This window comes from Coleofasciculus sp. A1-SPW-01, assembly GCF_040217205.1.
GTDB lineage: Bacteria > Cyanobacteriota > Cyanobacteriia > Cyanobacteriales > Coleofasciculaceae > Coleofasciculus > Coleofasciculus chthonoplastes_A.
Genome location: NZ_JAVJNP010000102.1, coordinates 112591 through 135934, shown reverse-complemented (window position 1 = coordinate 135934; position 23344 = coordinate 112591). Strand labels below are relative to the sequence as shown.

General features: G+C 46.1%; 20 protein-coding genes. 10 read left to right on the top strand and 10 right to left on the bottom strand.

The window, feature by feature from the left end; genetic code table 11:
* The 3 genes from RH949_RS15740 to RH949_RS15730 all read right to left on the bottom strand — a co-directional run.
* The coding region (locus RH949_RS15740) for a serine/threonine protein kinase (protein ID WP_446354372.1) at nt 1–525 on the bottom strand (525 nt) is incomplete at its 3' end.
* A gap of 110 nt (nt 526–635) precedes the next feature.
* A complete protein-coding gene (locus tag RH949_RS15735; RefSeq protein ID WP_446354370.1) occupies nt 636–1475 on the bottom strand; it encodes a type IV pilin-like G/H family protein in 840 nt (279 codons plus the stop codon).
* Nucleotides 1476–1632: 157 nt separating this feature from the next.
* Nucleotides 1633–2403, bottom strand: coding sequence for a hypothetical protein (locus tag RH949_RS15730; RefSeq protein WP_446354368.1), 771 nt, complete (start codon nt 2401–2403; stop codon nt 1633–1635).
* Between the two features lie 487 nt (nt 2404–2890).
* On the opposite strand from RH949_RS15730, the gene RH949_RS15725 reads away from it, so the two are divergent.
* Entirely contained in the window at nt 2891–3358 is a 468-nt protein-coding gene (locus RH949_RS15725; protein ID WP_044211111.1) for a hypothetical protein, read from the top strand.
* Between the two features lie 166 nt (nt 3359–3524).
* Nucleotides 3525–4442 carry a hypothetical protein gene (locus RH949_RS15720; protein WP_446354366.1) on the top strand — a complete coding sequence of 306 codons (918 nt, stop codon included), beginning with the start codon at nt 3525–3527 and terminating at the stop codon, nt 4440–4442.
* Between the two features lie 139 nt (nt 4443–4581).
* Here RH949_RS15720 and crtR read toward each other — a convergent pair whose 3' ends face one another.
* Together crtR and RH949_RS15710 are read right to left on the bottom strand one after the other, a co-directional pair.
* On the bottom strand, nt 4582–5490 hold the full coding sequence (gene crtR / locus RH949_RS15715) for a beta-carotene hydroxylase (RefSeq protein ID WP_446354364.1): 909 nt from the start codon (nt 5488–5490) through the stop codon (nt 4582–4584).
* 367 nt (nt 5491–5857) lie between these two features.
* Nucleotides 5858–7018 (bottom strand): sodium-dependent bicarbonate transport family permease, encoded by a 1161-nt coding sequence (locus RH949_RS15710; protein ID WP_006106213.1) that lies wholly within the window; start codon nt 7016–7018, stop codon nt 5858–5860.
* Nucleotides 7019–7701: 683 nt separating this feature from the next.
* Between RH949_RS15710 and RH949_RS15705 the strand changes: the two genes are divergently transcribed.
* Together RH949_RS15705 and RH949_RS15700 are read left to right on the top strand one after the other, a co-directional pair.
* Entirely contained in the window at nt 7702–8019 is a 318-nt protein-coding gene (locus tag RH949_RS15705) for a P-II family nitrogen regulator (protein ID WP_006106209.1), read from the top strand.
* 473 nt (nt 8020–8492) lie between these two features.
* Nucleotides 8493–9287 carry a COP23 domain-containing protein gene (locus RH949_RS15700; protein ID WP_446354361.1) on the top strand — a complete coding sequence of 265 codons (795 nt, stop codon included), beginning with the start codon at nt 8493–8495 and terminating at the stop codon, nt 9285–9287.
* Here RH949_RS15700 and RH949_RS15695 read toward each other — a convergent pair.
* Nucleotides 9264–10103 (bottom strand): alpha/beta fold hydrolase, encoded by an 840-nt coding sequence (locus RH949_RS15695; protein WP_446354359.1) that lies wholly within the window; start codon nt 10101–10103, stop codon nt 9264–9266. The two genes, RH949_RS15700 and RH949_RS15695, sit on opposite strands and share 24 nt — an antisense overlap.
* Nucleotides 10104–10679: 576 nt before the next feature.
* On the opposite strand from RH949_RS15695, the gene RH949_RS15690 reads away from it, so the two are divergent.
* The 3 genes from RH949_RS15690 (at nt 10680) to lptC (ending at nt 13293) form a co-directional block, all read left to right on the top strand.
* Nucleotides 10680–11051, top strand: coding sequence for a hypothetical protein (locus tag RH949_RS15690; RefSeq protein ID WP_044211115.1), 372 nt, complete (start codon nt 10680–10682; stop codon nt 11049–11051).
* A 304-nt stretch (nt 11052–11355) separates the two neighbouring features.
* Nucleotides 11356–11973 carry a LabA-like NYN domain-containing protein gene (locus tag RH949_RS15685; protein WP_446354357.1) on the top strand — a complete coding sequence of 206 codons (618 nt, stop codon included), beginning with the start codon at nt 11356–11358 and terminating at the stop codon, nt 11971–11973.
* 141 nt (nt 11974–12114) lie between these two features.
* Nucleotides 12115–13293, top strand: coding sequence for an LPS export ABC transporter periplasmic protein LptC (gene lptC, locus RH949_RS15680; protein ID WP_232231765.1), 1179 nt, complete (start codon nt 12115–12117; stop codon nt 13291–13293).
* A gap of 120 nt (nt 13294–13413) precedes the next feature.
* Here the strand turns inward: lptC and RH949_RS15675 are convergent, their stop codons facing one another.
* Together RH949_RS15675 and RH949_RS15670 are read right to left on the bottom strand one after the other, a co-directional pair.
* Nucleotides 13414–15360: a TolC family protein gene (locus RH949_RS15675; RefSeq protein ID WP_006103366.1), complete on the bottom strand. Its 1947-nt coding sequence runs from the start codon at nt 15358–15360 to the stop codon at nt 13414–13416.
* Between the two features lie 233 nt (nt 15361–15593).
* Nucleotides 15594–16244, bottom strand: coding sequence for a TetR/AcrR family transcriptional regulator (locus tag RH949_RS15670; protein WP_446354354.1), 651 nt, complete (start codon nt 16242–16244; stop codon nt 15594–15596).
* 179 nt (nt 16245–16423) lie between these two features.
* On the opposite strand from RH949_RS15670, the gene RH949_RS15665 reads away from it, so the two are divergent.
* The 3 genes from RH949_RS15665 (at nt 16424) to RH949_RS15655 (ending at nt 19812) form a co-directional block, all read left to right on the top strand.
* Nucleotides 16424–17620 (top strand): ABC exporter membrane fusion protein, encoded by a 1197-nt coding sequence (locus RH949_RS15665; protein ID WP_446354352.1) that lies wholly within the window; start codon nt 16424–16426, stop codon nt 17618–17620.
* 197 nt (nt 17621–17817) lie between these two features.
* Nucleotides 17818–18993, top strand: coding sequence for an ABC transporter permease DevC (devC, locus tag RH949_RS15660; RefSeq protein WP_446354350.1), 1176 nt, complete (start codon nt 17818–17820; stop codon nt 18991–18993).
* A gap of 111 nt (nt 18994–19104) precedes the next feature.
* Nucleotides 19105–19812, top strand: a complete 708-nt coding sequence (locus RH949_RS15655) for an ATP-binding cassette domain-containing protein (RefSeq protein ID WP_446354348.1) — start codon at nt 19105–19107, stop codon at nt 19810–19812.
* 144 nt (nt 19813–19956) lie between these two features.
* Here the strand turns inward: RH949_RS15655 and cofH are convergent, their stop codons facing one another.
* Nucleotides 19957–21132: a 7,8-didemethyl-8-hydroxy-5-deazariboflavin synthase subunit CofH gene (cofH, locus tag RH949_RS15650; protein WP_446354346.1), complete on the bottom strand. Its 1176-nt coding sequence runs from the start codon at nt 21130–21132 to the stop codon at nt 19957–19959.
* A 218-nt stretch (nt 21133–21350) separates the two neighbouring features.
* The gene (locus RH949_RS15645) at nt 21351–23333 is read right to left on the bottom strand and encodes an ArnT family glycosyltransferase (protein ID WP_446354344.1); all 1983 of its coding nucleotides are present in this window, start codon (nt 23331–23333) and stop codon (nt 21351–21353) included.
* Nucleotides 23334–23344: the final 11 nt, after the last annotated feature.

Sequence of the window (23344 nt, the reverse complement as noted above, 5' to 3'; positions counted from 1 at the left end):
CGCACTATCTTGCACCGCACCAAAATCAACTAAATAAATCTGCTTATCCTCTCCTAAAATCAGATTACTGGGCTTAATATCTCGGTGCAATACCGGAGAATTTAACCCATGTAAATAGATGAGAATCTCCAGCACTTGTTTAGCAATCGAACGAACCTGTGACTCCGTAAACCGCTTTCCCTCATTCAGTAACTGCTGTAAAGATTTGCCTGGGATATAATCCTGCACTAAGCCAAACCAACATAACCCCGCCCCAATTTTTTGATTCAAGGAAAAATAATCCCGATATTGAGGAATTCGAGGATGATTCAGTTGCTTCAGCACCGCTGCTTCTCGTTCAAATAACTTAAACTCATCCCACTCCATTTGAGGATTAAACGCCAGTAACTTAACTGTCACCTGTTCACCCGACTGTAAGTCTTGAGCTAACCAGGTTTGACGCCCTGCATTATTCCCTATTTGCTGTTGCAGTTGGTAATGTTCCTTTAAGCATTGCTTGGGGTTAAATAAGAGATTATTTTTCATAAGGATTGACCGCCTCTATTGCTGTAACTGTTCAAGGTTGTGAAACATCCAAATATACAAAAACAATCTGGACAAGATAGATAATGTTCATGATATTTTAGGTATTATTGTCAACGTTTATAACCTTCAATTGCTGCCATTGCCTTCTCTTTACCGCCATAGTAAGATTGGATAGTTTGAGCAATCTGAACCGCTCGTTCAAGGTTTCCTGTCGCGACTAATCGACGTACAATGGCATCCAAGGCTTTGGTTTTTGGTTGATAATCTGTCATCGTTTTAGCCACCTGAATCGCTTGCTCATGCTCAGTTGCTGTGGTTAAATAGCGTGCGATCGCGTGGATAGTCTTACTCTTGATCGAGTCATCCGTAATCGTTTCAGCACTATCAAGGGCTTCGGTATACTCACCAGCACTCGCGTAATTAGCTGAAATATTCGCTAACTTCCAATCTTCCCCGATAAAAATTCCCTGATTATTTTCTCCATCAATACTTTCTGTACCCGGAGCGCATTGAAGCATACCATTTTCTACCATTGGTGCTGAGGGGCGATTAGTACCGGGAGCTTTTGCCTTACACAGAATTGCAAATGTTGTCAATTCTCCTGTTTTTTCAACGCTACCCAAAAATACACCGCCCACATAGCTTTTTAGCTCGGATCTGCGGGAAACGCTATAGTTAATCGCACTCCAAAGAGTCGCATTAATTAAATTGGTATAGTTTTCGGTTTCCGTTCTAATACCGAGTCCGAGTTCATCAATATTATCGGTAAAATTACCTTTCTCAAAAAAATAAGCTTGCTGGGCGCGATTCATTGAACCAATATAGTTTTTTTCTATATATTTACATTTATTAGCTTCATTAAAAAATGAAGGAAAAGCTATGGCTAACCCAATTATTCCTAGCAAAGCCAAACATCCAAAATCATAGCCATTATTTTTATTAATAGTCATTTAACTCTCTCTCCTACGAAGTAAACCGTACAAAACCACCCAACTTAAAGCTAAAAATTAATCATTGCCCCTTTCACCTCTCTCTCCCTCTGCGTACCTCTGCGCGAACCTCTGCGAACCTCTGCGTTTCCCAAAAAACTAACATTAGCCCCTTAAACTACCCTTGAAGCTGCATCAAATAATAAGCCATGGGAATAATTCCAAAGGAACCCACTTGCATCGACATAACTGTCATTGCCAAATTAGGATGCTTCTGCTTTAATAAACCCGCGATCGCAAACCCCTTCGTTACAAAACCCAAAATAAAGCCAATCAGCAGTAATCCGGCTGTCACAGCGTAAAGAAAAGCTAGGTTGGCGGAACTATCCATGGCACTAATCAGGAATAACGTAGCAAAACCTAAAGCCATGAAGAAAAGATAAACACAAAACTTAAACATCCCTTGACTGATATTTTTCAAATACCCCCGACGCTGACAGAATGAAAGACACATCGCCGCCGATAAAATCGAGCCAATGAGACCCAGAGGAAACATTACACTTAAAGAAACCCAACTAACCAAACTAGCCAACAGATAAAACCCATTCGCCAACCCTGCGATTACAAAAGCTTTTCGGAAAGGAATTAACTCTCGTTTGCACAGGATAAAAGATTCAATTAAAACCGTAGCCAATAGGGGTAATCCATACCCGTACATCAATGAAATAGCCGGAAGCGTAATTAGACTAGAAGCGAAGAAGAATCCTTGATGCAAACCACAAGCCAAGGCGGGTAATGTCAGCATTAGCAGTAAACCGACTGTACCTCCTGTCACCTTCAGCCAAGATAGTCTCGGCGGCTGCGGCTTTACGGGGACACCCCTATAAAGAACCAGGGGAGCAGGTGTCAGAGGGAGCAGAGTCAAATCCAGGCTTGGCTTCTGTGTCATTGGTATTCTCCAGCAACTCGTGTTATGTCCCATCTAATCAGTCACATCTTTGAGATCCCATCGGAGTTATTTGAGAACTCATCGACTTCTCATCGACTTCGTTGTAATGGGGTTACTGGACTATATCTCTCCAACTTCAGGGGCTTATGCAATGGGTGTCCCATTTTTATCACCTGGTATTTTTTCAGTCGCTTCTGCCTTTCATAAGCTGTCACGCCTTTAAATTGGGAATGGCTAGCGAGCAAGATGCTCAATGCAGTGAGCAAGATGCTCACACTACAACAAGGATTTCGTCATTATTGATATTAAGGTTTAAAATTTCACCCATGCGGGTATCACTTTCACCCATTCGGGTGTATTTTATAACTTCAAAAAATGATATTTTTATACAAAATAGTCAACCGAAAATGTATCATTTTGTAAATAAAATACAAGGTTTATTTGTTGCCAAAATAAAATAGAATTAAAAAGATACATAGGTGCAACCATGCAATTTAGAAACGAGAACTATTCAAAGTTGCCTCGTTTCCTCCATCGCTATTTTCCGCTTCAGAGGATAGGGGTAAAACGATTAGCAGGCTCAAGGTTAGCCCAAGTCCTAACCCTAGCCATTGCTGTTGGGTTAACCAATCTGGGTGTCACTTTAGCTCAAGTTCCAGGAAATAGTACGATAAACTCGCCAACACCGCAGTCTTTCCCCTCTCCTAGATTGCCTAGGCGGGAGCTAGAAGTACAACCTGTGCGATCTATCCAAATTCCCGCTATCTATGAACATCCTGATTTCTTTGAGGAAGGACACGAAGAATTCGAGGAACAAATTGACAAGCTAAGACTCCAGAATACGCCAGATTCTTCCGAAGACGAGGTACTCACAATTGAAGAGTCAGCGTACTGGGAAAATCAAGACCATGGAGAGAGTTGGTTGACGAACAAAGCCAACCTTGACCTAAATTAACTGTTTGTAGTCAGCGATGCGAGCGCTTCTGCCACTAAAGTGGCTACTACGAACTCAGGTATAGAGGTGTGTTAATTTGTCGCCAGATATAAGCCCATTGATAGAAGGTAAACCCTTCTATTTTTTTTAGAATGAATGTAAACCCAATAAAAACGGAGGTTAAATTATGACTACTCAACGCAACAAGTATTCAAAATTACCGCGTTTACCCGATCGCACTCCTCAATCTCCAGCGTCAGAGTCTAAACTAGGCGTAGGTTCTACCCTTATCAAACTAGGAACTCTAGCCATCGCCATAGTGCTAACGAATCTGGGTTTAACCCATTCAGCGTTTGCTCAAACTCAAATTCCCAGGAATCCTAACTCGCAAACGCCGCAACCCTTACCATCAGATCAGACTCCGAATATAGACCCCCCTGACGCCGAACCACCTCAACTCTTAGCACCGCCTGGTATCTATGAGCATCCCGACTTCTTTGAGGAAGGGGAGGAAAAACTAGAACGACGCATTGACAGGCTCAGAGAGAGACGCGATGAAGACGAATCGGAAGAGGATGTACTCACGATTGAAGAGCAAGCCTACTGGGAAAATCGAGATCATCCAGATAGTCTGCTAACGTTGCGTGATCCAGAAACGGGATGGACGAGAGTTGTTTCCACTCAGGGAGAATTTGCGGTTTCTCTACCCAAAAAGCCGAAAGATGTCACAGGCGTTCCAGCCAACCAAGCAACTAACCTTGATCTAGAAGCGTATCGACTCAATCAAGCTCCCCAAAGATTCGTCATCGCTTATTCTGAAGAAATCGCGTTAGCTGATCCAGAAACCAAGTTACGCCAAGTCCGCGACCAAATTTTAGCCGAAACTGACGCTCAATTACAGCGCGATCGCCCAATTTCTCTGGAGGGTTATCCCGGTCGATCTTTTCAACTGAGAACCCCAAATCAAGTGATGACTTACAGGTTGTATTGGGTAGATGATCGCCTGTATGTTTTGAGAGCGAGTCAACAGCAGCCAGAAAAGGCTGATTATCAAGCGGCTCAGTTTTTCAATTCCTTTGAGCCAATTACTCAATGGGATAATTAGGGGCTGCTGAATAAGTCTTGTGGTGGGGAGAGGCAATAGGGAATAGGGAATAGGCAATAGGCAATAGTTTTTGTACTCAAAATCTACTCTAGGTAAAGGTTTCAAGGATTAAGATGGCAAAACTTGTGAGAAATGAGGGTCATAGGGATTTGGTATCATGGGTTTGCCCCGATCCTTTATGGTGAAAACGAATTCCCAGGAAAATATCATAGACGAAACTTAAGAAATCTTTGCCTTGTAGCAGTCCCAATGATTGATGACAGCCCTTTTCTTCTAATAAAGGCTGAGTGGCTCGATAGGCTCCTTGATATTTGTACCAGGGAATAGAGGGCCACAAATGATGAATCAAATGGTAATTCTGACCCATAATCATAATATTCAGGATTGGGCTAGGATAAACTCTGGCATTTTTCCAGCGATCGCGTTCTTTGAAGGGACGATGGGGTAAATAGTCAAAAAACAACCCCAATGCCAATCCCACAACCAGAGCTGGGGTAAACCAAAAGTTCATGATATAGCCCAAAAAGCCATAGTGACACGCCAGGTAAATCACCCCCGCCACAAATGCTCGGCTCAAGAACCATTCCAGCAGTTCATACTTACGCCACAAGCGACGCTTAAAGAAAAAGACCTCATGATAAAAGAAGCGTGCCGCAATTAACCACAGAGGACCCCCCGTTGATACAAAATGATCCGGATCATTTTCTGGATCATTCACATTGGCATGATGCTGCATGTGTACCCGGGTAAACACTGGGAACGCAAATCCCAACATCAACGCACTCCCATGACCCATCAGCGCATTCGCGATCCGATTTTTGTGGGCAACATTGTGAGAGGCATCATGGATTACCGTACCCGCCATATGCAACGCTAGGACATTAATCCCAAAGCACAAGGGTGCGGGTAACTCCCACAGCCAGTAACCGCAGGTCGAGAAGACTATCAGAGCCATCGCTACTATGAACATTAGTAACGTTAGATTAAAATCTTCGGGGGCACCCAAGAATTCTCTGGGTACGGTCAGTGGCTTGATTGCCTCCGACATCGTTGTTTGTACTCCTTATTAACTATCCTTTGGTAGTATAAGATGTCTTAACAGAATTATAAAGTTTTGTTGACATCAGGTCATTTAATCAAAATTGACCGACTGATAAGCTTAACACGTTTTGGCGGCTTCGCTCAGGAGCTGGGGAAGCTGGCAGCAATTCTCACCAAAAAAGCCAGGGCATGACCCGGCTTTTTTGTGGCTGTGTTTCGTACCTGCGGTAGGTTGACGTCGGCGAAGAAGTCATTTGCCCAGATCCGATGTGCCGCACGGCTGTTGAATGGAGACGACGCAGACCTTGACATAGCCGCTGCGTTTGTTGTCGGGCTAGGGGAGCATCGGCAGACCGCACGCGACCCGTCGGAAATCAGCCGCCTATCAGCGCCTGAGCGAGTCCGATAAAGAGCGGTATTCCCACGGCAAGCGCAATCGGTGTGCCGACGGCTGTGGACGAGCCGATGTAGGCAGAGGGATTGGCTGACGGGATACCGGCTCGTAAAGTGGGCGGTCCTGAGATGTCTGAACTGGAGGCGGCAATGACGGCCAGGAGAACAACGCCGCCAGCACTGAATCCCGTTGCGTAGTGGGCAATCATGCCGAGACCGAAGGCGATGAACCCATGCAGCAGCGGCCCCACAAAGGCATATAGGGCGTACCACTGACCCACCTTACGCAGCTCGCCCAGCCTTGCCGTGGCCTCCATACCCATTACCAGCATCAGGATCGAAAGCAGACCACGGAAGAGGGGATCGAAGAAGCTCTCATAGACACTTTCCGGCTGGGTTAGTATGCCTAGAGCGATGCCGAGCAGCAGTGCCGATAGGGCAGAACCCTGGAGGCTTTCCTGCACGATGGGCCATATTTTGACCCGCTCTGGCTCCTGGTGGGGATACCCGCTTGCGGTAATGCGCTGCTGGCTAAGATACTCCTGTCTAGTGGTGGGATACTCCTGCTCGCTGGGATACCCGCCTGCGGTAACGCTCTGCTTGCTTATAGACTCCTCCTTGCTGAGATACTCCTCCTTACTGAGAGACTTTTGCTTTTGCTTGCTGACATAAATGCTGGCTACGACGATCGCAGTCACGAGCGCTGGGATGTCCATGAAGGGATAGAGTGCGGCAGCCCAGGGTTCGTATGTTATACCTTCCGCTTCCAAGACTGTTATGCCGGCGGCGAGGGTAGAGCCACTCACCGCACCGAACAAGCCCGCAGTCGCAACGGCATCCACGACTTTGACGCCTGGCAGCTTTGCCAACGTGTAGCGCCCGATGAACACAATAAGGATTCCGGTTATCACAGCGAAGACGGCGGGCAACAGCATGTCCAGCAGATTGGCATTGCGGATCGCAATACCGCCGCTCAAGCCGACTTTGATGAGCAGCATGAAGACGATGAACTTATAGATCGCATCTGGAATTGCCAGTCGGCTATTGAGGGCGGCAACGACCATACCACCGATCAGAAAGCCAAGTGTTGGGGACTGCAACTTCCCTAGGAAGAGCGTAAAGAAATCGGACAAAAACTCCACTTTGTAATTCCTCCTTAATCAAATATTAGGGGTCAGGACAGCAGGCAAGAGGGGCCTCGAATTTATTTCCATAAATCTTTAGAGTCCGTGAAGACGGACTGTGTTGTGTTAGCCTTGGATTTCCAATCCTCGGGCAGTTGTTGCTGTTGATTTCTACTTGGAACTACAATAGAGCCGGCTGCGGAAGCGCCGGCAGTGTACAGAAAGTTTTGACGAGACATGCGAGAGAAATTTGCCATGAATACCTCCTTCCGCCTCCCCTGGCTGGGGGAGTGGTGATTGTGATAAGTGAAATTGGTTAAAAGTTGCAGAAAGCGGGGGTGCAGCGCTACACCCCTACAGCACAGGTATTATGCGAATACCTGTCCCGCAGAACCTACCATAAATCAAGATCTATGTAAGACCCGAATCTCTATGTGCTTAAGTTTATCTTAAAATCTGTACCAATTTGCATGGAAATGCCCAATTCAAATCATAAGTTTTCCTTTTAGTCTCAGAAAACCCCTATATCTGTGGTCAATGTAATCTGTAACCCCTAGTGGGACTCGACAACCTGGCGTCGCTTGCGGTATTTAACAACCAGATCACCGATCTTTGGCATAATCTTAAAGATATGGTTCAAGGCAAGACTTTATGGTTTTGCCTTGAATTGTCGTAATAGAACGGATCAAGAGGTAAACTACATGACCCAGAAAGCCAGCAAGCTCGTCATCGTCACGGAAAAGGTGCTACTGAAAAAGGTCGGCAAGATCATCGACGAAGCCGGGGCTACCGGTTATACAGTGGTGGACGCTGGCGGTAAAGGCAGTCGCAACGTGCGCTCGTCGGGACAACCCAGCGTTAGCGAGAACTTCTCGAATGTAAAGTTCGAGATACTCACCCCCAATCGGGATATGGCCGTGAAGATTTCGGATGAGGTCGCAGCGAAGTTTTTCGATGACTATTCGGGCATCAGCTATATCTGTGATGTGATGGAGGTACTGCACGCGCACACGTTCTGACTCAAAACCCTAGTCAGAAGTTACCCCAGCCAAAAATTCAAAACTGGCTCACTGTGAGGCTTTCCGCGATTTTTTAGACATTCGGCGAGCGCTCAGACTTCGGCGAACGCTCAGTCGAGCTGTCGAGCCGTCGAGCCGCTGCCCTACTTATGTACAATCGCTGAAACCTTGATGTAGCGTGGGTTTCAACCTATCTCTTGTCTATTGCCAAAATAGCGCGTTGGCGGAGCCTGTTCCGAAGGCACGTATCGCGCTATTTTGGCATGCTGGGAAGATGGGGAAGATGGGAAAGCAAATAACCAATGACGTAGCTTGCTTCTCAAGGGAGCGAGTATGACGAATGACGTAGCTTGCTTCTCAAGGGAGCGAGTATGACGAATGACAAATGACTGTGAAGTATTCAGGGAACCTCTTATGATACTGCTATGGTCTTAACCTCATAAGTAGTCGATTATCCACAACGTATTCAGATCATGAAAGCCTCTTCCCGATTCCCTGTTCCCTCGACTAAGATGACCCGCCATTTAATATCAGAGGGGGTGTCTTTGGGGTTAAGAACCACAGGCTGGTCAGCAAGTTTAGCCATTGTCCTCGCTAGTACGAATGTTTTAGCAGTCAACCCTGTCAACCAAAACCTCGCCGTTCAAAATCAGCTTCAGCGTGATGCTACCGTTGCTCAGAATAACACTGATGACCCTCGATTCACCTGCCAATTCTTCGATGGGGAATACACGGTGATGTATCACCCCGAAAGTCAACCTGATCAAGCTTATGCTTGGGCGACTCCTAGTTTGATGGGTGGAGGTTGGACTCCAGAACGCCGCTGTAATGAAATTAGCCGCCGTTTGGAGTTTTATCGACCGGATGGGTTATTGGAAATGCGGACAGCGACGGAAAATAACTACGACATTATTTGTGTCACGACTCAGAAGAACCCAGACTGTCAAATCGTCCTGACTATACCACCGGGTCAAGATCCTCAACTCACTCGCGATCGCGTGTTTGAAAATTTGACGGTTGCTGATAGTGGTCAAGCGACGGATGCGGTTACCACTTTTATTGAAGATGATAAGGGTTCAGATCTGCTGAATCAGGTGTTAAATGAGGGATTGTCAGTCTTGGGAATTGGTCAACCGTCTAGACCCAGTTCGGAAGTGATTAACTTGCGACCTTTTCTTGATCCGGCTGATGGTGGAACAGGAACTCAATTGCGCCAGGGGACACCTGTACACTCAACTCCCCGTCTAAACCCCGATAATTTCCGATAAATCAGGTTCAATTTCGGGTTGAGGAACACTGAGATCTAAGAAGTTTTGGTGGTTTAAAATCTCGAATAGGTTGACATCTGTTTCCAGTAAACAGGCATGACCTGACTTCGGCAGCACCGACATTGTAGCGTTTGGCAGATAGTTGACTAAGGATTTGGCTTCTGCTAACGAACACCACAAGCGATCCGCAGCGCTGGCGAGAATGAGTACGGGTTGAGTCAACTGTTCAAGTGCTGCTGGATCAACCTTAAAATTTCTCAGCATGGATACTCGCCAATGCATGGTTTTGGCAGGTAATGATCGCATCGCCTCTAAGAGGGCGCGGCGATTGCTGGGAATCATCCGATTGAGGGATGATAAGACGGGTAACAATGTCAAAGTAGATAGGTGATAAACATTATCGGGTAATACGCCTAACCATTGTGATCCCCACAGCAACCAAGAGGGTTGACTCACGGATGTGGCTGGGTTACTTAAAATGATTCGGTGCAACAGATGGGGGGCGGTGAGGGCGACCTTTAGGGCTAAACAGCCACCAAAAGACTCGCCACACAGATAAACGCTTTGGCTGCGTCGTTGGCTGAGTTCTGTGGCAATTAAGCTAGCCACCTGATTGGCTAAGTCTTGCCAGTTACTCAAATAGTGGGGAGGAATGACCAAACACCGAACATCAAACGCTGCGGCTAAGTTGGGTATCTGCGATCGCAAGAGCTGACCTGTTCCATCCATCCCCGATAAATAGACGAACAAGGGATAATCCGGATTGGGCGATCGCGGTGTCAGAAAATAAGGATGACTTTTTAGCTCTGGCATCATTGACTTTAGGTAGCCTTCGCTTATACTAGACAATTTCCCCCCTAGGGGCTTTCTCGGCTAAAGCTGAGATCTGTATCGATTAGTCTTGACACAACCCTTAGGGATAGTTATTTAATCTTTCTTTACAATAAGCGGTAATACGGCTGACTGGCAAATATTCTGAAGGTGGGGATGATTGAAATGGTGGGAAAGAGGGGAACAATTAGGGAGCTGGGGCAGCTGATCGGAGTAGTCTTAGCCCCCATTCAACAACAGGAGTTGACAAAATCGCTATTATATGGATAGACGGCAAATTGCCAAGACTTACCTCTGCTGCTGCCTTAACTTAATCTCAGTTCCGTTGACCTGCTATTCAACCTAGAGATGAGCTTGCACTCTCCTAAATTTAACGAAATAATTCCTTATATTGAGAAATAACTCCTTTTTTTTAGTTAGTTCAAGCATTTTTAAACAAAATTTAGTAAAGTTTGTTAATGTTTTGTAGTGTTTAATACTTTTTTTAGGCAAAATGCTAAGTAAATCCAACTATATATACCATGACAACCAAGTAAGGGAGGGCGTTTTTGTAAACAATCGATGACTTCTAACCGGACTCAAAGAAACACATTGACCGTTAAAAGCAACGTAGCCCAAAAACTCAGGGACTTCCTGTGCCGAAGCCTAGGGAAGAGGAGTCCCGATTACCAAGAGGCTAGGGTAGAGAGTATCCACACATACAGGAGGACAGATCATGGTCTAGAATCTATCGAGCAATGGTTAAGCGATCGCATGGTTAATATGGAGACTGTCCTCGCCTTGAGGCAAGTCGGCAAAACCATTATTTTGGGAATTAATTCCCTTAACTCATTTAACCAAATCCTTGTCAAACAAGAGTTTGGCAGTTCGTCCAAGATACGGAAACACTACTCTAACTGTGCAGGTCTTGTACAGTATCGGGGAATCAGTTAGACTAACAGCTTGTCTACTCGTGCTGACTATCCCCAATAAACATCGATATCTACCAAAAACCTGTCTATCCCAGTGACTTTAACCAAAAAACTCTCATTTAAGATCGTGCAACATCAGTCATTCCTCGGCATTGGGGAAGGTTAGCGAATCATCGCTAAAGGAGATCCCCACTTGTTTTTGGGCGATGGAAGCCTAATAGTGTTCCGTCGTTTTCAGCCAAAATCACTCTGACGGCTGACTAAACGAGAAGATGGTTGGGAAGGAGGCATCTATTTCTTGCATAAAAAACTGAGGCATAAAAATCATGTTGAATAATTTTAGTACCGATCCCATTTTTACACCTGAACAAGTTTTAGAAAATCGCGGTCGAGTTGCCATATTTATTGATGGCTCGAATCTGTTTTATGCAGCTTTGCAATTAGGCATTGAAATCGATTACACCAAACTGTTGGTTCGTTTAACGGCTGGTTCACGATTGCTGCGATCCTTCTTTTACACCGGGGTTGATCGCACCAATGAAAAGCAGCAAGGGTTTTTGCTGTGGATGCGCCGTAATGGATACCGGGTCATTGCTAAGGATTTAGTGCAGTTACCCGATGGCTCAAAAAAAGCGAATCTAGATGTGGAAATTGCTGTCGATATGATGGCATTAGTGGGGTCTTATGATACTGCTATTCTCGTCAGTGGTGATGGTGATCTAGCTTATGCGGTAGATGCTGTCAGTTACCGAGGAGTGCGGGTTGAGGTGGTTAGTTTACGTTCGATGACTAGCGATAGTCTGATTAATGTAGCGGATCGGTATATTGATCTGGATCAGATTCAAGAAAGTATCCGCAAATCTCCGCGACAAAACTATACCTATCGTCCTTTATCCGGTATTGGTATGATGGATGATCCCGGAGATCCTTCCATGGGTCATTAAGCTGTTCGTCATTGAAACGTTATTGTCAATAATGGCAATGGCGAAATTCTGGTAATGCGATCATCTTGATCGCTACGAATACCCGAATTTGAATTCATGAGTTATGAGTCATTAGTCCTAAGTTTTTAGCGATAAGGACTAATGACTCATTATCAAAATTTCACGAAGCTAGCTCCAATGATTTTGAGTTGGAAACGATGTTTTGCGGTGAGCCTCTGTCTATTGGCTTATGCTCCACTCTTCGGTTGTCAGACTGACAGTCAAACTGTCAAGAAAATTCAACAAGATACAGAGTCTACCGATATTGAAGGATCTCTTGTATTCAACAATGTCACCTTGGAGCAAGCTGATGAACAAGGTCGTCCTTTATGGCGGGTAAAAGCTAACCAAGCAACCTATACTAAAGACAAAAAAATAGCTAAAGTTGAACAGCCCATCGGTGATTTATTTCAGGATGGAAAGGTTATTTTAAAAGTATCAGCCAAGAGTGGGGAAGTTCGGGAAGATGGGAAACAAATCTTTCTGCGAGGAGATATTACGGCGACCGATACCCGAAATGGCGCGGTTTTCAAGGGTGAGGAGTTGGAATGGTTACCCCAGGATGAGTTGTTAGTGGTACGCCGAAACTTAGAGGGACGCCATCCTGAACAAATCGAGGTCACAGCTAATGAAGGACAGTATTTAACACGCCAAGAGCAAATGGAACTGAAAGGCTCGGTTCAAGCAATCTCGAAAGATCCCAATGTGCAACTGAAAACAGAGCAGTTACTTTGGCAAATCAAAGGGCAAAAGTTAATTGGGGATCAACGGACTCAAACGGAACGGTACAAGGATAACACTGTGACCGATCGCGTAGTCGCTAACCAGACGGACTATAACCTCAAAACCAAAGTCGCGATCCTAAAAAAAGATGTTCAGCTTACATCGATTGATCCCCCAATTTTAATATCCAGCAATGAGGCAATCTGGGATGTCAAGGCGGAAACAGTCCGCTCAAATCAGCCTGTTCAGATTGTCCATCAGGAGGAGAAAGTGGTGATTACGGCGAATCAGGGACAGGTAGATTTAGAGAGCGAAGTCGCCAATTTAAAGGGGGGTGTCCAAGGTGTGGGTAGTCGCAATCAAGCCGAACTCTACGCCAATCAGGTTAGGTGGGACATTCCCACTCAGAATATGCAGGCGTCAGGAAATGTGATTTATAAACAAGTTGATCCCCCCTTTAATGTCACCGGAGCCACAGCCGTGGGTAAATTACAGGATCAGAGCATGATCGTCAGGAGTGGATCGAGCGATCGCGTCGTCACCGAAATTGTTCCCTAGAGGGAGCTGGGGAAGCTGGGGGAGCTGGGGGAGCTGGGGGAGCTGGGGGAGATAGGGAATAAAATTTACAAATGACGAATGACAAATGACGAATGACGAATGACGAATGACGAATGACGACTACGGCACATCAAAAAGAATACTATTGGGCAGATTACTAATAGCACGTTGCAGGGTGGCTAGCGCTCGGTTGTAGTCTAGTATTGCCGTCAATAAGTTGACTCTGGAGCGAGTTAATGCTGTTTGCTGATTAATTACATCAGTTTGAGTACCAACCCCAGCGCCAAATCGTAACCGTGCCAATCGTAAGCTTTCTTGTGCTTGTTCTAGGGCAAAAGATGCCGTTTGAATATTCTCCTGGCTAGCTGTTAACTGGAAAAAAGCTTGTTCAACCTCAAGGCGAATTTGGTCACGCTCATTGGCAAAATTGGATTCCGCGATCGCCACATCCGCTTCGGCTTGTCTGGCTCTGGCTTTTGCGGCTCCCCCATCAAAGAAATTCCACTGGAGCCGCGCTCCTAACGTTAAGCCATCTGTCGGACCATCACTATCATCCAACTGGGTGGAAATATTATATTGGGCAAACAGATTCACCTGGGGTTTATTGTCCGCTAGAGCAATGCGCCGTTGTTGTTCATTGATATTGCGTTGTGCCAGTTGCTGTTCTAACTCCGCCCGGTTTTTCAGGGCTAAAATAATGCTTTCTTCTAGGGAAAGTTCCCAGTCCCCTGCCACATCTATGGGATCAGCCGCAGAAATTCCCACCTGCTGATCCAAACTCAACAATTGTGCAATTTGGCGGCGGGCAATGCGTTGCTGACTGATGGCGTTGGTTAACGCTTGATTATTATTGGCGAGTTCTACCTGCGCCTGCAACACTTCAAATCGAGTTCCTAAGCCAGCTTGTTCGAGTAACTGGGCATCCCGTAGACTGCGAGCCGCATCATTAACCGCCGCTTGGCTAATTTCGACTTCGGCATCTGCCTGTTGCAAATCGTAGTAAGTCCTAGTGACATTTAGTCGTAAATCTGCCAGGATGCTTTCTACACCCAGTTGTTGGAAGCGTACCTGTTGTTCGGCAGCTTGAATAGCCGCAGGACGACGCCCAGCCGTATAAGCTGCATAATTTAATTCCAGTCTGGTATCAAAGTTTGTCGATGTGATTGTCCGATTCGTCTGACCCAGTAGCTCTTGTAAAAAACCTTGCTGACCTCCTGTTTCCGACTCGGTTCGGATAAATTCGGCAATGGCACTAATCGATGGAAATTCGGCAGCTAGGGCTTCTTGCAGCGCAAACTCCGTTCGTTCTAACTGAAGTCTAGCGATTTGTAACTCTTGATTGTTACGCCGTGCCAATTCTATTGCCTGTTCTAGGGTAATTGGCTGAGTCGTTTGCACTTGGACTTCTTCAACTTCGGTGGGAAACAGCAATGGATTAGCACTGGGATTGAGCAATTCTGATATCGGTAAATCAGGAGTGGTAGACGGTATCGGCACAGATTCGATCTCTGGTGTGAGAAAGTCGGGTGAAGGTGTTTCTGTTTCGGGTTCCTCTAGCGTGGGAAGGGAGGGAATGGATTCAGGGGTTTGACCAATCGAATTCTCTGGCTGTTGGGTAACGAGTTGCTTAGAGTCTTGAGCCAGTTCTGTGGAATTGGGGAAATGTTCAGTCTCAGAGGTTATGGGTTCACTTGTAGAGTTCAAGGACTCACTTGTCTGAGCATAGGTTGATTCCTCTGTCCTATTCCGGGGGGAATGAAGCCCTTGCTCCCTTTTGATCGCGCCTAAGCTCGTGCTGAAGGCATCGCGATCAATCCCTTCTGGTATCTGCTCTGTGTCCTCTACCTTTGGTCGGTCATCATCCGCATCAACGAGTAAGTTCTCTTCAGTCGATGGGGGAGCCACGTCTGTCAATCCTCTCTGGGTTACCCGATCACGTTGATGAGTCGGGGCTTGACGTTGAAAGCTAAGCGGCGACGGTAAATCTTGAGAGGCGCTTGGTTTTGTATAGATCAGAGCGATCGCAGTCCCCACACCTAGAGCTACAAAATCACGAAACGTTGGCATAAGTTTAAAGTTGGGTCTTTAGTCTAAAAAAAATTATTTTGCTTACATTGAGTAGAGTCACCATAGGCAGAATAATCGCTTATCTGTGAGGTTGGCAAACTAGGTCAAGATTAGAGCATCTCAATCAAGCTTGACACAAGCAATCAGCAGCATCTAGTGCATCCCGGCAAAAATAACTAACCAGCTCCCTCAGCTTCCCCATCCCCAGCTCCCAGACGTGCCATGGCACGTCTCTACACTGCTCCCTCAGCTTCCCCAGCCGTTAATAGCTGAATTAGACCATTGACCATGCGATCGCGCTCTAAGGGTAAAATGTCACTACCATGCATGACGTTTTGAATGATCAGGTAATGAACCAGAGAGCCTGTAAAAATTCGGGCGGCGACGACGGGATCGGGCAAGTTGAGTTGGGGTTGAGAGGCTAAGTACAAGGACAGCCGTTCCATTAAGGGTTTTATAATTTCGCGTACATGGGTTTGAGCTAATTCCGGAAATCGCTCAGACTCGCCAATGATTAACCGCATTAAGGTTAACAGCGCTGGATTGTTCGCAAACTCGTCGAGTACCGCCATTGCCATTTGACGCAGAACCTGCTCAGGAGGCGTTTGCAAGTCCGGCTCAGTGGGCAAATTGAGGATGAGCTGACTGTTGTTTTGGGTGAGTTGGTGGATTAAGGCGACAAATAATCCCTGTTTATCTTGAAAGTAGTTATACAGCGTGGGTTTGGACACTCCTGCCGCTGATGCAATCCGATCCATGCTCGCTGCTGTGTATCCATGCTTGGTAAACACTTGCAAAGCACCTGCCAAAATCGCCTGGGCTTTATCGGGTTTTTCCGGGTTGGAGGGGTTGGATGACTTGGGTTGAGTTGAACGATTCACCATTTGAGTTTTGAGCTACGTCTGTAGGGGCGGGGTTTACGACTATCATTTTTTCACTGACCCAGAGATAACTAAACCCGCCCCAATCCATGTTATTTTACTAAACCGTGTAGTTGACATTACTAAACCGTTTAGTAAAATATAGATGTAGATAAAGCTTTTCTCTGAGAGGGAGAAAGTCCATGACCTTAGACCTGTTGAACCATCAGGCAGCATCGGCAAAATCACCGCGTCGTTGGCTAGCGTTTGTCGGCGTAGCAATTTTGGGGCTGGCTGGAACAGGATGGGGAGTCTGGCAATTTCGAGCGGCTCAGATGAGGGAGGCTCTAACGGAAGTCTCAGTTGTGCCTGAAATTAAAACGGTGACAGCATTGGGGCGGTTGGAGCCAGCCGGAGAAATGATTAACCTCACGGCGTCAACCTCAACTCAGGCAAGCCGAATTGAGAAACTATTGGTTGAGGAAGGCGATCGCGTCCAAACCGGACAGATTATTGCGATTTTAGATAACCGCGATCGCTTACAGGCATCTCTCCAAAAAGCCGAAAATCAGGTTCGCGTCGCTCAGGCAAAACTGGCACAGGTAAAAGCTGGAGCCAAAACGGGTGAACTGCAAGCCCAGCGTGCTGAAATTGCCCGACTTCAGGCAGATAGAACTGGGAGTTTGGCGGCTCAACGGGCGGCGGTGGAGCGGCTGGAGGCAGAAGTACAAAATGCTCGTCTTGAATATGAGCGATACGAATCCTTGTATCAGCAGGGTGCTGTCTCCGCCTCTCAACGGGATGCCAAGCGGCTGGCTTACATCACGGCTCAACAACAGGTTCAGCAGGCTCAAGCGGAGTTAGGGCGGATTGAGACAACCAGTCAAGAGCAAATTCAACAGGCACAAGCCACCCTGGATCGACTCGCTGAGGTGCGTCCTGTAGACTTAGAAGCAGCCGAGGCAGAAGTGCAATCAGCAAAAGCCACTGTTGTCGAAGCCCAAGCCAATTTAGAGCAAGCCGAAGTGCGATCGCCTCGTGCAGGTCAAATTATTAAAATTCACACCTATCCGGGCGAAAAAATAGCCGATCAGGGCATCGTCACTCTAGGGCAGACTCAGCAGATGAAAGCGATCGCGGAAGTTTACCAAAGTGACATTCTCAAGGTTCAGGAGGGTCAACCTGCCACAATTACATCACCCGTCATTCCTAACTCACTCCAGGGTACAGTCGAGCGGATTGGCTTACAAGTCGAGCAACAACAGGTTGTTGATGAAGATCCCGCCGCCAACATTGATGCCAAAGTCGTTGAAGTTCACATTCGTCTTGATCCCAACTTGAGTCATAAAGTGGCAGGATTAAGCAACTTACAAGTTACAGTCACGATTGAAACCGAGTAATTTGTCATTTGTCATACTCGCGAAGCGAGAAGCAAGCTACGTCATTTGTGATAATTGAACGGTTAGGTCGGGGCGGGTTTAGTTATATCAGGGAGAAAATGAAACGTTAGTTGTAAAACCCGCCCCTACAAAAGATCTCCAGCTTCCCCAGCTTCCCCTCACCACAATCCTTATTCAGCAACCCCTAATAAGAAACCATGCTTGGCTTCATCAAAACATTACAACAACGCACTCCCCTAGGGCTACTTCAGCTTAAGCATGACCGAATGCGGCTATTAACCGCGATCGCAGGTATTACCTTTGCCGATGTGCTTATTTTCATGCAACTGGGATTTGCTGCTGCCCTTTACAGAACAAATACCCAATATCCTCGCACCCTACAAGCCGATTTGGTCTTAATTAGCACGCAAGCTCAGAACTTTGGACAATTACGAACCTTTACCCGACGGCGACTTTACCAAGCTCAAGACGTGCCGGGAGTCGCCTCTGCCGATGAATTGTACCTTGGCTCAGTACAATGGCGAAATCCCCAAACTCGCAAGAAGACATCGATGCTGCTGATCGGACAAAACCCGGATCGACCTGCCTTTAATTTACCTGAAGTTAATCAGCAACTCGACATGATTCAGCTACCCGATACCGTTTTATTTGACCAAGCCTCGCGGGGTGAATACCAGGACATGATTACCCGGATTCAACAGGGAGAGTCACCCACCACAGAAATTGGACAGCGAACCGTAACCATAGCCGGATTATTCCAAGTTGGTGCATCTTTTGCTGATGATGGCGCATTAATTACCAGCGATCAAAACTTTCTGCGGCTATTTCCCAAACGGGATGCTGGATCGGTAAGCTTGGGGTTAATTCGTCTGCATCCGGGGTATGAGCCAGAACAGGTGAGAGACGCTTTAGCAGCGCGGTTACCGGAAGATGTGCAGGTGCTGACGAGTCAGGGTTATGTAGATTTTGAGATCGCCTATATTCAATCAAGATCACCGATTGGATTTGTTTTTGGCTTAGGTACCGTGATGGGCTTGATTGTGGGTACGGTGATTGTCTACCAAGTGCTTTCGACGGATGTGAATAGTCACTTGGCAGAATATGCCACGTTCAAGGCTATGGGTTATCGGAATACTTATTTGTTAGGGGTAATTTTTGAAGAAGCACTGATTCTATCGGTGTTAGGGTTTATACCCGGTTTAGCGATCGCATTAGCGGCTTATCAAGTGACAGCCGCAGCAACCGCCCTACCTTTGGCAATGCCGTTGAGTCGGACTATTTTTGTGCTTCTGCTGACATTTGTCATGTGTGGTGCATCAGGTGCGATCGCGACTCGCCGACTCCAAGCGGCTGATCCGGCTGATATTTTTTAAAGCAGGGGAAGCAGGGGGAGATGGGGAAGATGGGGAAGATGGGGAAGTTAACTCAAAACTCTACCTTACCTGTTAACTGTTCCCTGACAAATGACGAATGACGAATGGCAAATGACTAATCAACCCGTAATTTCTATTCATCAACTTAACCACTACTTTGGCACAGGGAAACTGCAAAAGCAGGTGTTATTCGACATCAATTTAGAGATTTTTGCTGGCGAGATTGTGATTATGACAGGTCCTTCTGGATCGGGGAAAACCACGCTACTGACTTTATTAGGCGGCTTGCGATCGGCTCAGTCAGGCAGTCTAAACGTATTAGGACAAGAACTTTGTCAAGCTAGCCAGAATATTTTGGTACAGGCAAGACGACACAATGGTTATATTTTCCAAGCCCACAACTTACACGGCAGCTTAACGGCGCTTGAGAACGTGCAAATGGGGTTAGAAGTTCATGGCATTTTTTCCAAGCCAGAACGCCACCATCGGGCGGCGGAGATGCTCAAGCAGGTGGGTTTAGAAGAGCGAATTAATTATTACCCAGCCGATCTATCAGGTGGACAAAAACAGCGCGTCGCGATCGCCCGCGCTCTTGTCAGCCGTCCCCAAATCGTGTTGGCTGATGAACCCACTGCCGCCTTGGATAAAAAATCAGGACGAGATGTGGTTGATATTATGCATGATTTAGCCCAGCAACAGGGGTGTACAATCTTGCTTGTAACTCACGATAATCGCATTTTGGATATTGCGGATCGGATTATTTATATGGAAGATGGGCGCTTATCTAAACAACCTGAATCAGTGGCGATTTCCCAGTAATTCAGTTCAATCATACATAATGCGATCGCGTCGGCTTGTAGTAAGGGCTTTAGCCCTATATTCTATTGGGTAACATGCGCTAACCCAACCGACCAATTACAATACGCTACTCCGCTAACCCCTGCTTTTGAGCTTAAGTTGACATCAATGACAGACGTGAGCCCCTACAGTATCTGAAACCTGCTGTAGTATCGGTCGATAAAGGGTATCTCGTTGCTGATAAGAACGCCCTAGCGAATGAATCGCTTTCTGGAGAGTCTCGACTTCCATACAGGTTCCCCCTTGAGCGCCTGCCATGGTGGTGATATGTTCTTCCATTAACGTGCCGCCAATGTCATTACAGCCCCATCTGAGAGCTTCCTTCGCACCAGCCAAACCCAATTTCACCCAGCTTGGTTGATGGTTGGAAATCCAATTACCCAGGAAAATTCGCGTCACCGCCGTTAATAATAGGGCATCTTGGAGAATCGGTTGATCTCGCCCCACACGCTGACGCAACGGTTTAGGGGCATCTTGACCAACAAAAGGCAGTAGAATAAACTCTGTGATATAGCCGGAGTAGCCTTGAGCGCGAGTTCGTTGCTGAAGCGATCGCAGCTTGGCTAAATGCCCCATCTGCTGTTGGTTCGTTTCAATATGACCGGAAAGCATTGTGCTAGTTGTTGGCATTCCCAATCGATGCGCCGTTCCCACAATGTCTAACCAGGTTGTTGTATTTGTCTTTTCCGGACAAAGGATGCGCCGCACTTCGTCATCTAAAACCTCAGCCGCCGTTCCAGGCATGGAACCAACCCCAGCCTTTTGCAGTTCAGCAATGACCTCAGCGTAACTCAATCCATCTTGTTCAGCGATAAATTGGACTTCCTGGGGAGAGAACGCATGGAGATGTAATTGAGGAAATGCTTGCTTAATCGTTTTCACCAATTCCAGATAATAGGGTAAAGCCGCACCATTAATAGTGGCTTCCGGGTTCAATCCCCCCTGCATACAAATTTCTGTCGCCCCCCGTTGTACTGCATCCTCTGTCTTTTCCAGAATTTGCCCCCAATCTAGCCAATACGCCCCCTCTGTACCCCCATCGCGACGAAAGGCACAGAAACTACAGTGCTGAGTACAAATATTGGTAAAGTTGATATTACGGTTAATCACGTAGGTGACGCGATCGCCTGCTTGGTGATGGCGCAATTGGTCAGCCGTTTCCTGAATCGCCGCCACAGCAGTCGGTTCAGTTTGCTGGAGGAGAATCACACCTTCCTCTGGAGAAATGTCTTCACCAGCTAAGGCGCGGTTCAGAATGGCGTCAACGGAGTTGGTAATCACGGGATATCTGGAAAAGATCAGGAAACACTCATCTTGATACTACTATGCCCTAGAGTATCGAGCCAGTCATCACTCATAAGTCTTGGGTAAATTGTCGGGGCGGGTTTAGCCCCTAAATTCAGATATTCACCAATAAATCTTCAATACAACCTGCCCTTCTTTCCAGGAAAATATCAGCCTCAGCGGTCAATCTAATTCTTTCACATTCTCCCCTATCTTTATTTAATTAACACATTTATCTGATCCGAGTTAGCTGACCAAGCGCTGACATAAGTGCTACTCTGAACCACCATTTCTTTAACGGGTTCCTCTTTACTACTTCTAACCGCAATAATGGCACAGGGATTAAAATTATTGTGGGGATATATCTTAGATTTGACATTCGAGCGATTATCCGGATGTAAAATATGCTGAACCTGAATAGTTTTAGAATTGTTTTCCTGCAAAAGTATCCAAAATGGATATTCCCAATACGTCCCCGATGGTACGGCTGTACCTCCTAAAGATAACCCAATCGTTTCACAGTTTTGTTTTTTGAGAAAATCAGCGGTCGCGAAATAGGGTTCTTTGAGATATTTACGATTAGCAAAGTACAGTTCATTGCGGCTGGTATTAAATATATTTTGCTCGGCAGCAATCGGTCGGTATTTATTATTAACCATAAAGGGAATTGATGCTACGAGCGTAATCACAGCCAGAATCATTAGAACATGACGATTCCAGCTTTTGTTAAAAACTAAACCGACAAAAGACGAAAATAGGACAAATAGCGAAAGATGATGGCGACTTTGATAAGGTTGTATTTTCAGCATCCAACAAAGGAGTAAGAAGCCACCAATTAATGCCAATACATAACCGATTACATTGTTTTTTACCCTCAATTCCTTGTTAAACACAAAAACTATAATCGCTAAAGCAATGAGTAATAGATGCAGGGGATTTCCGGCAACATTTTCATCAAATGATAGACCCGGAACTGCATAGGAGTTTAGGGGCCAGGTGGTTCGCGGATCATTCATGTCAATGCCCAAAACGGAATGGATTATACTGATTAATTTATGGCTAATCCCCGTAATCGGCGTAATAAAATCCTGTAGTCCTAGGTATCTAACGATATCAACATGGAGAGAAAGATTCCTGATAATATTTGAGATCCATGTCGGCAGGCTGTACACTTCTATTTTATAGTCGGCTGAATATTCGGCTACCGATATGGGATTTCCATACAAATCAAAGTTACGTGAATAATGACCCCAGTTCAGGCTTAAAAATATAAGAGTAATGATACCTATTGGTTTCCATAATTTCCAGCGTAAGCGATTTAGTTTCGCCAAGAAAAACCAAACCATTAAAGGAAAGGCATAGATATAGCCTGAACTCTTGGTAAAAACAGCCAAGCCTAAGCTAGCGCCAATACTGAGGACTAAGGGAAGCGGAATCTTTTTTTCGGGCAATGCCAACAGAATATAATGAGCTAGACAAACTAGCCAAAAAGCGACAGCATAATCATTTTGAGTGCTGGACGCTTGCAAAATTCCCATGGGAATCGTAGCACAGAAAATCGCCGCAAAAATTTGTCCCCGTTGATCGGCACCCAGTTGTTTAGCAATTAGGGATACGCCAATAATGCTGCCAACCATACTTAACCATTGCACCAAATTAGCCAAGCGATCGCCCCGACTGAGAATCTGTAGATGCATGATCACAAATTCGGCAAACGGGGGGTGAACTAATTGAGCCGAATAGTAGGTGGGATAATGGGCAACACTGCGATTTTGTATCCAATGAACTACCCGCGCCAGATGATAGGTCATAGAATCCCAATTATTCGGCGGCGCTACCACAGCAATTAAACCAACTGTCGCCACAATACAGACGACACCGCCCAGCAAAACCAGTGAGACTGGGGTGAGTTTGGGGCGTTCAGGGAAATTTAGCGATCGCTTTCCTCTCTTAACCAGTCGATAATAGATAAACAAGAGTGCGATATCTGTAATCAGCCACAAGACCAACACTGAACTAAATGTCAAGACTCTAAATAGACTTAACGTTTCAGTAAATACCGTGATCAAAATTCCCCAAACAATCGCTGCGGATAAAACAGAACGCCGCCAGTCTTGACCGGGAGACTGGAAAATTAGAAATAAAAGCAATAATGAGAGTAAAGGTAAGCCAGCCAGCATATTGATGATTCCGTTCACGAATTAAACCA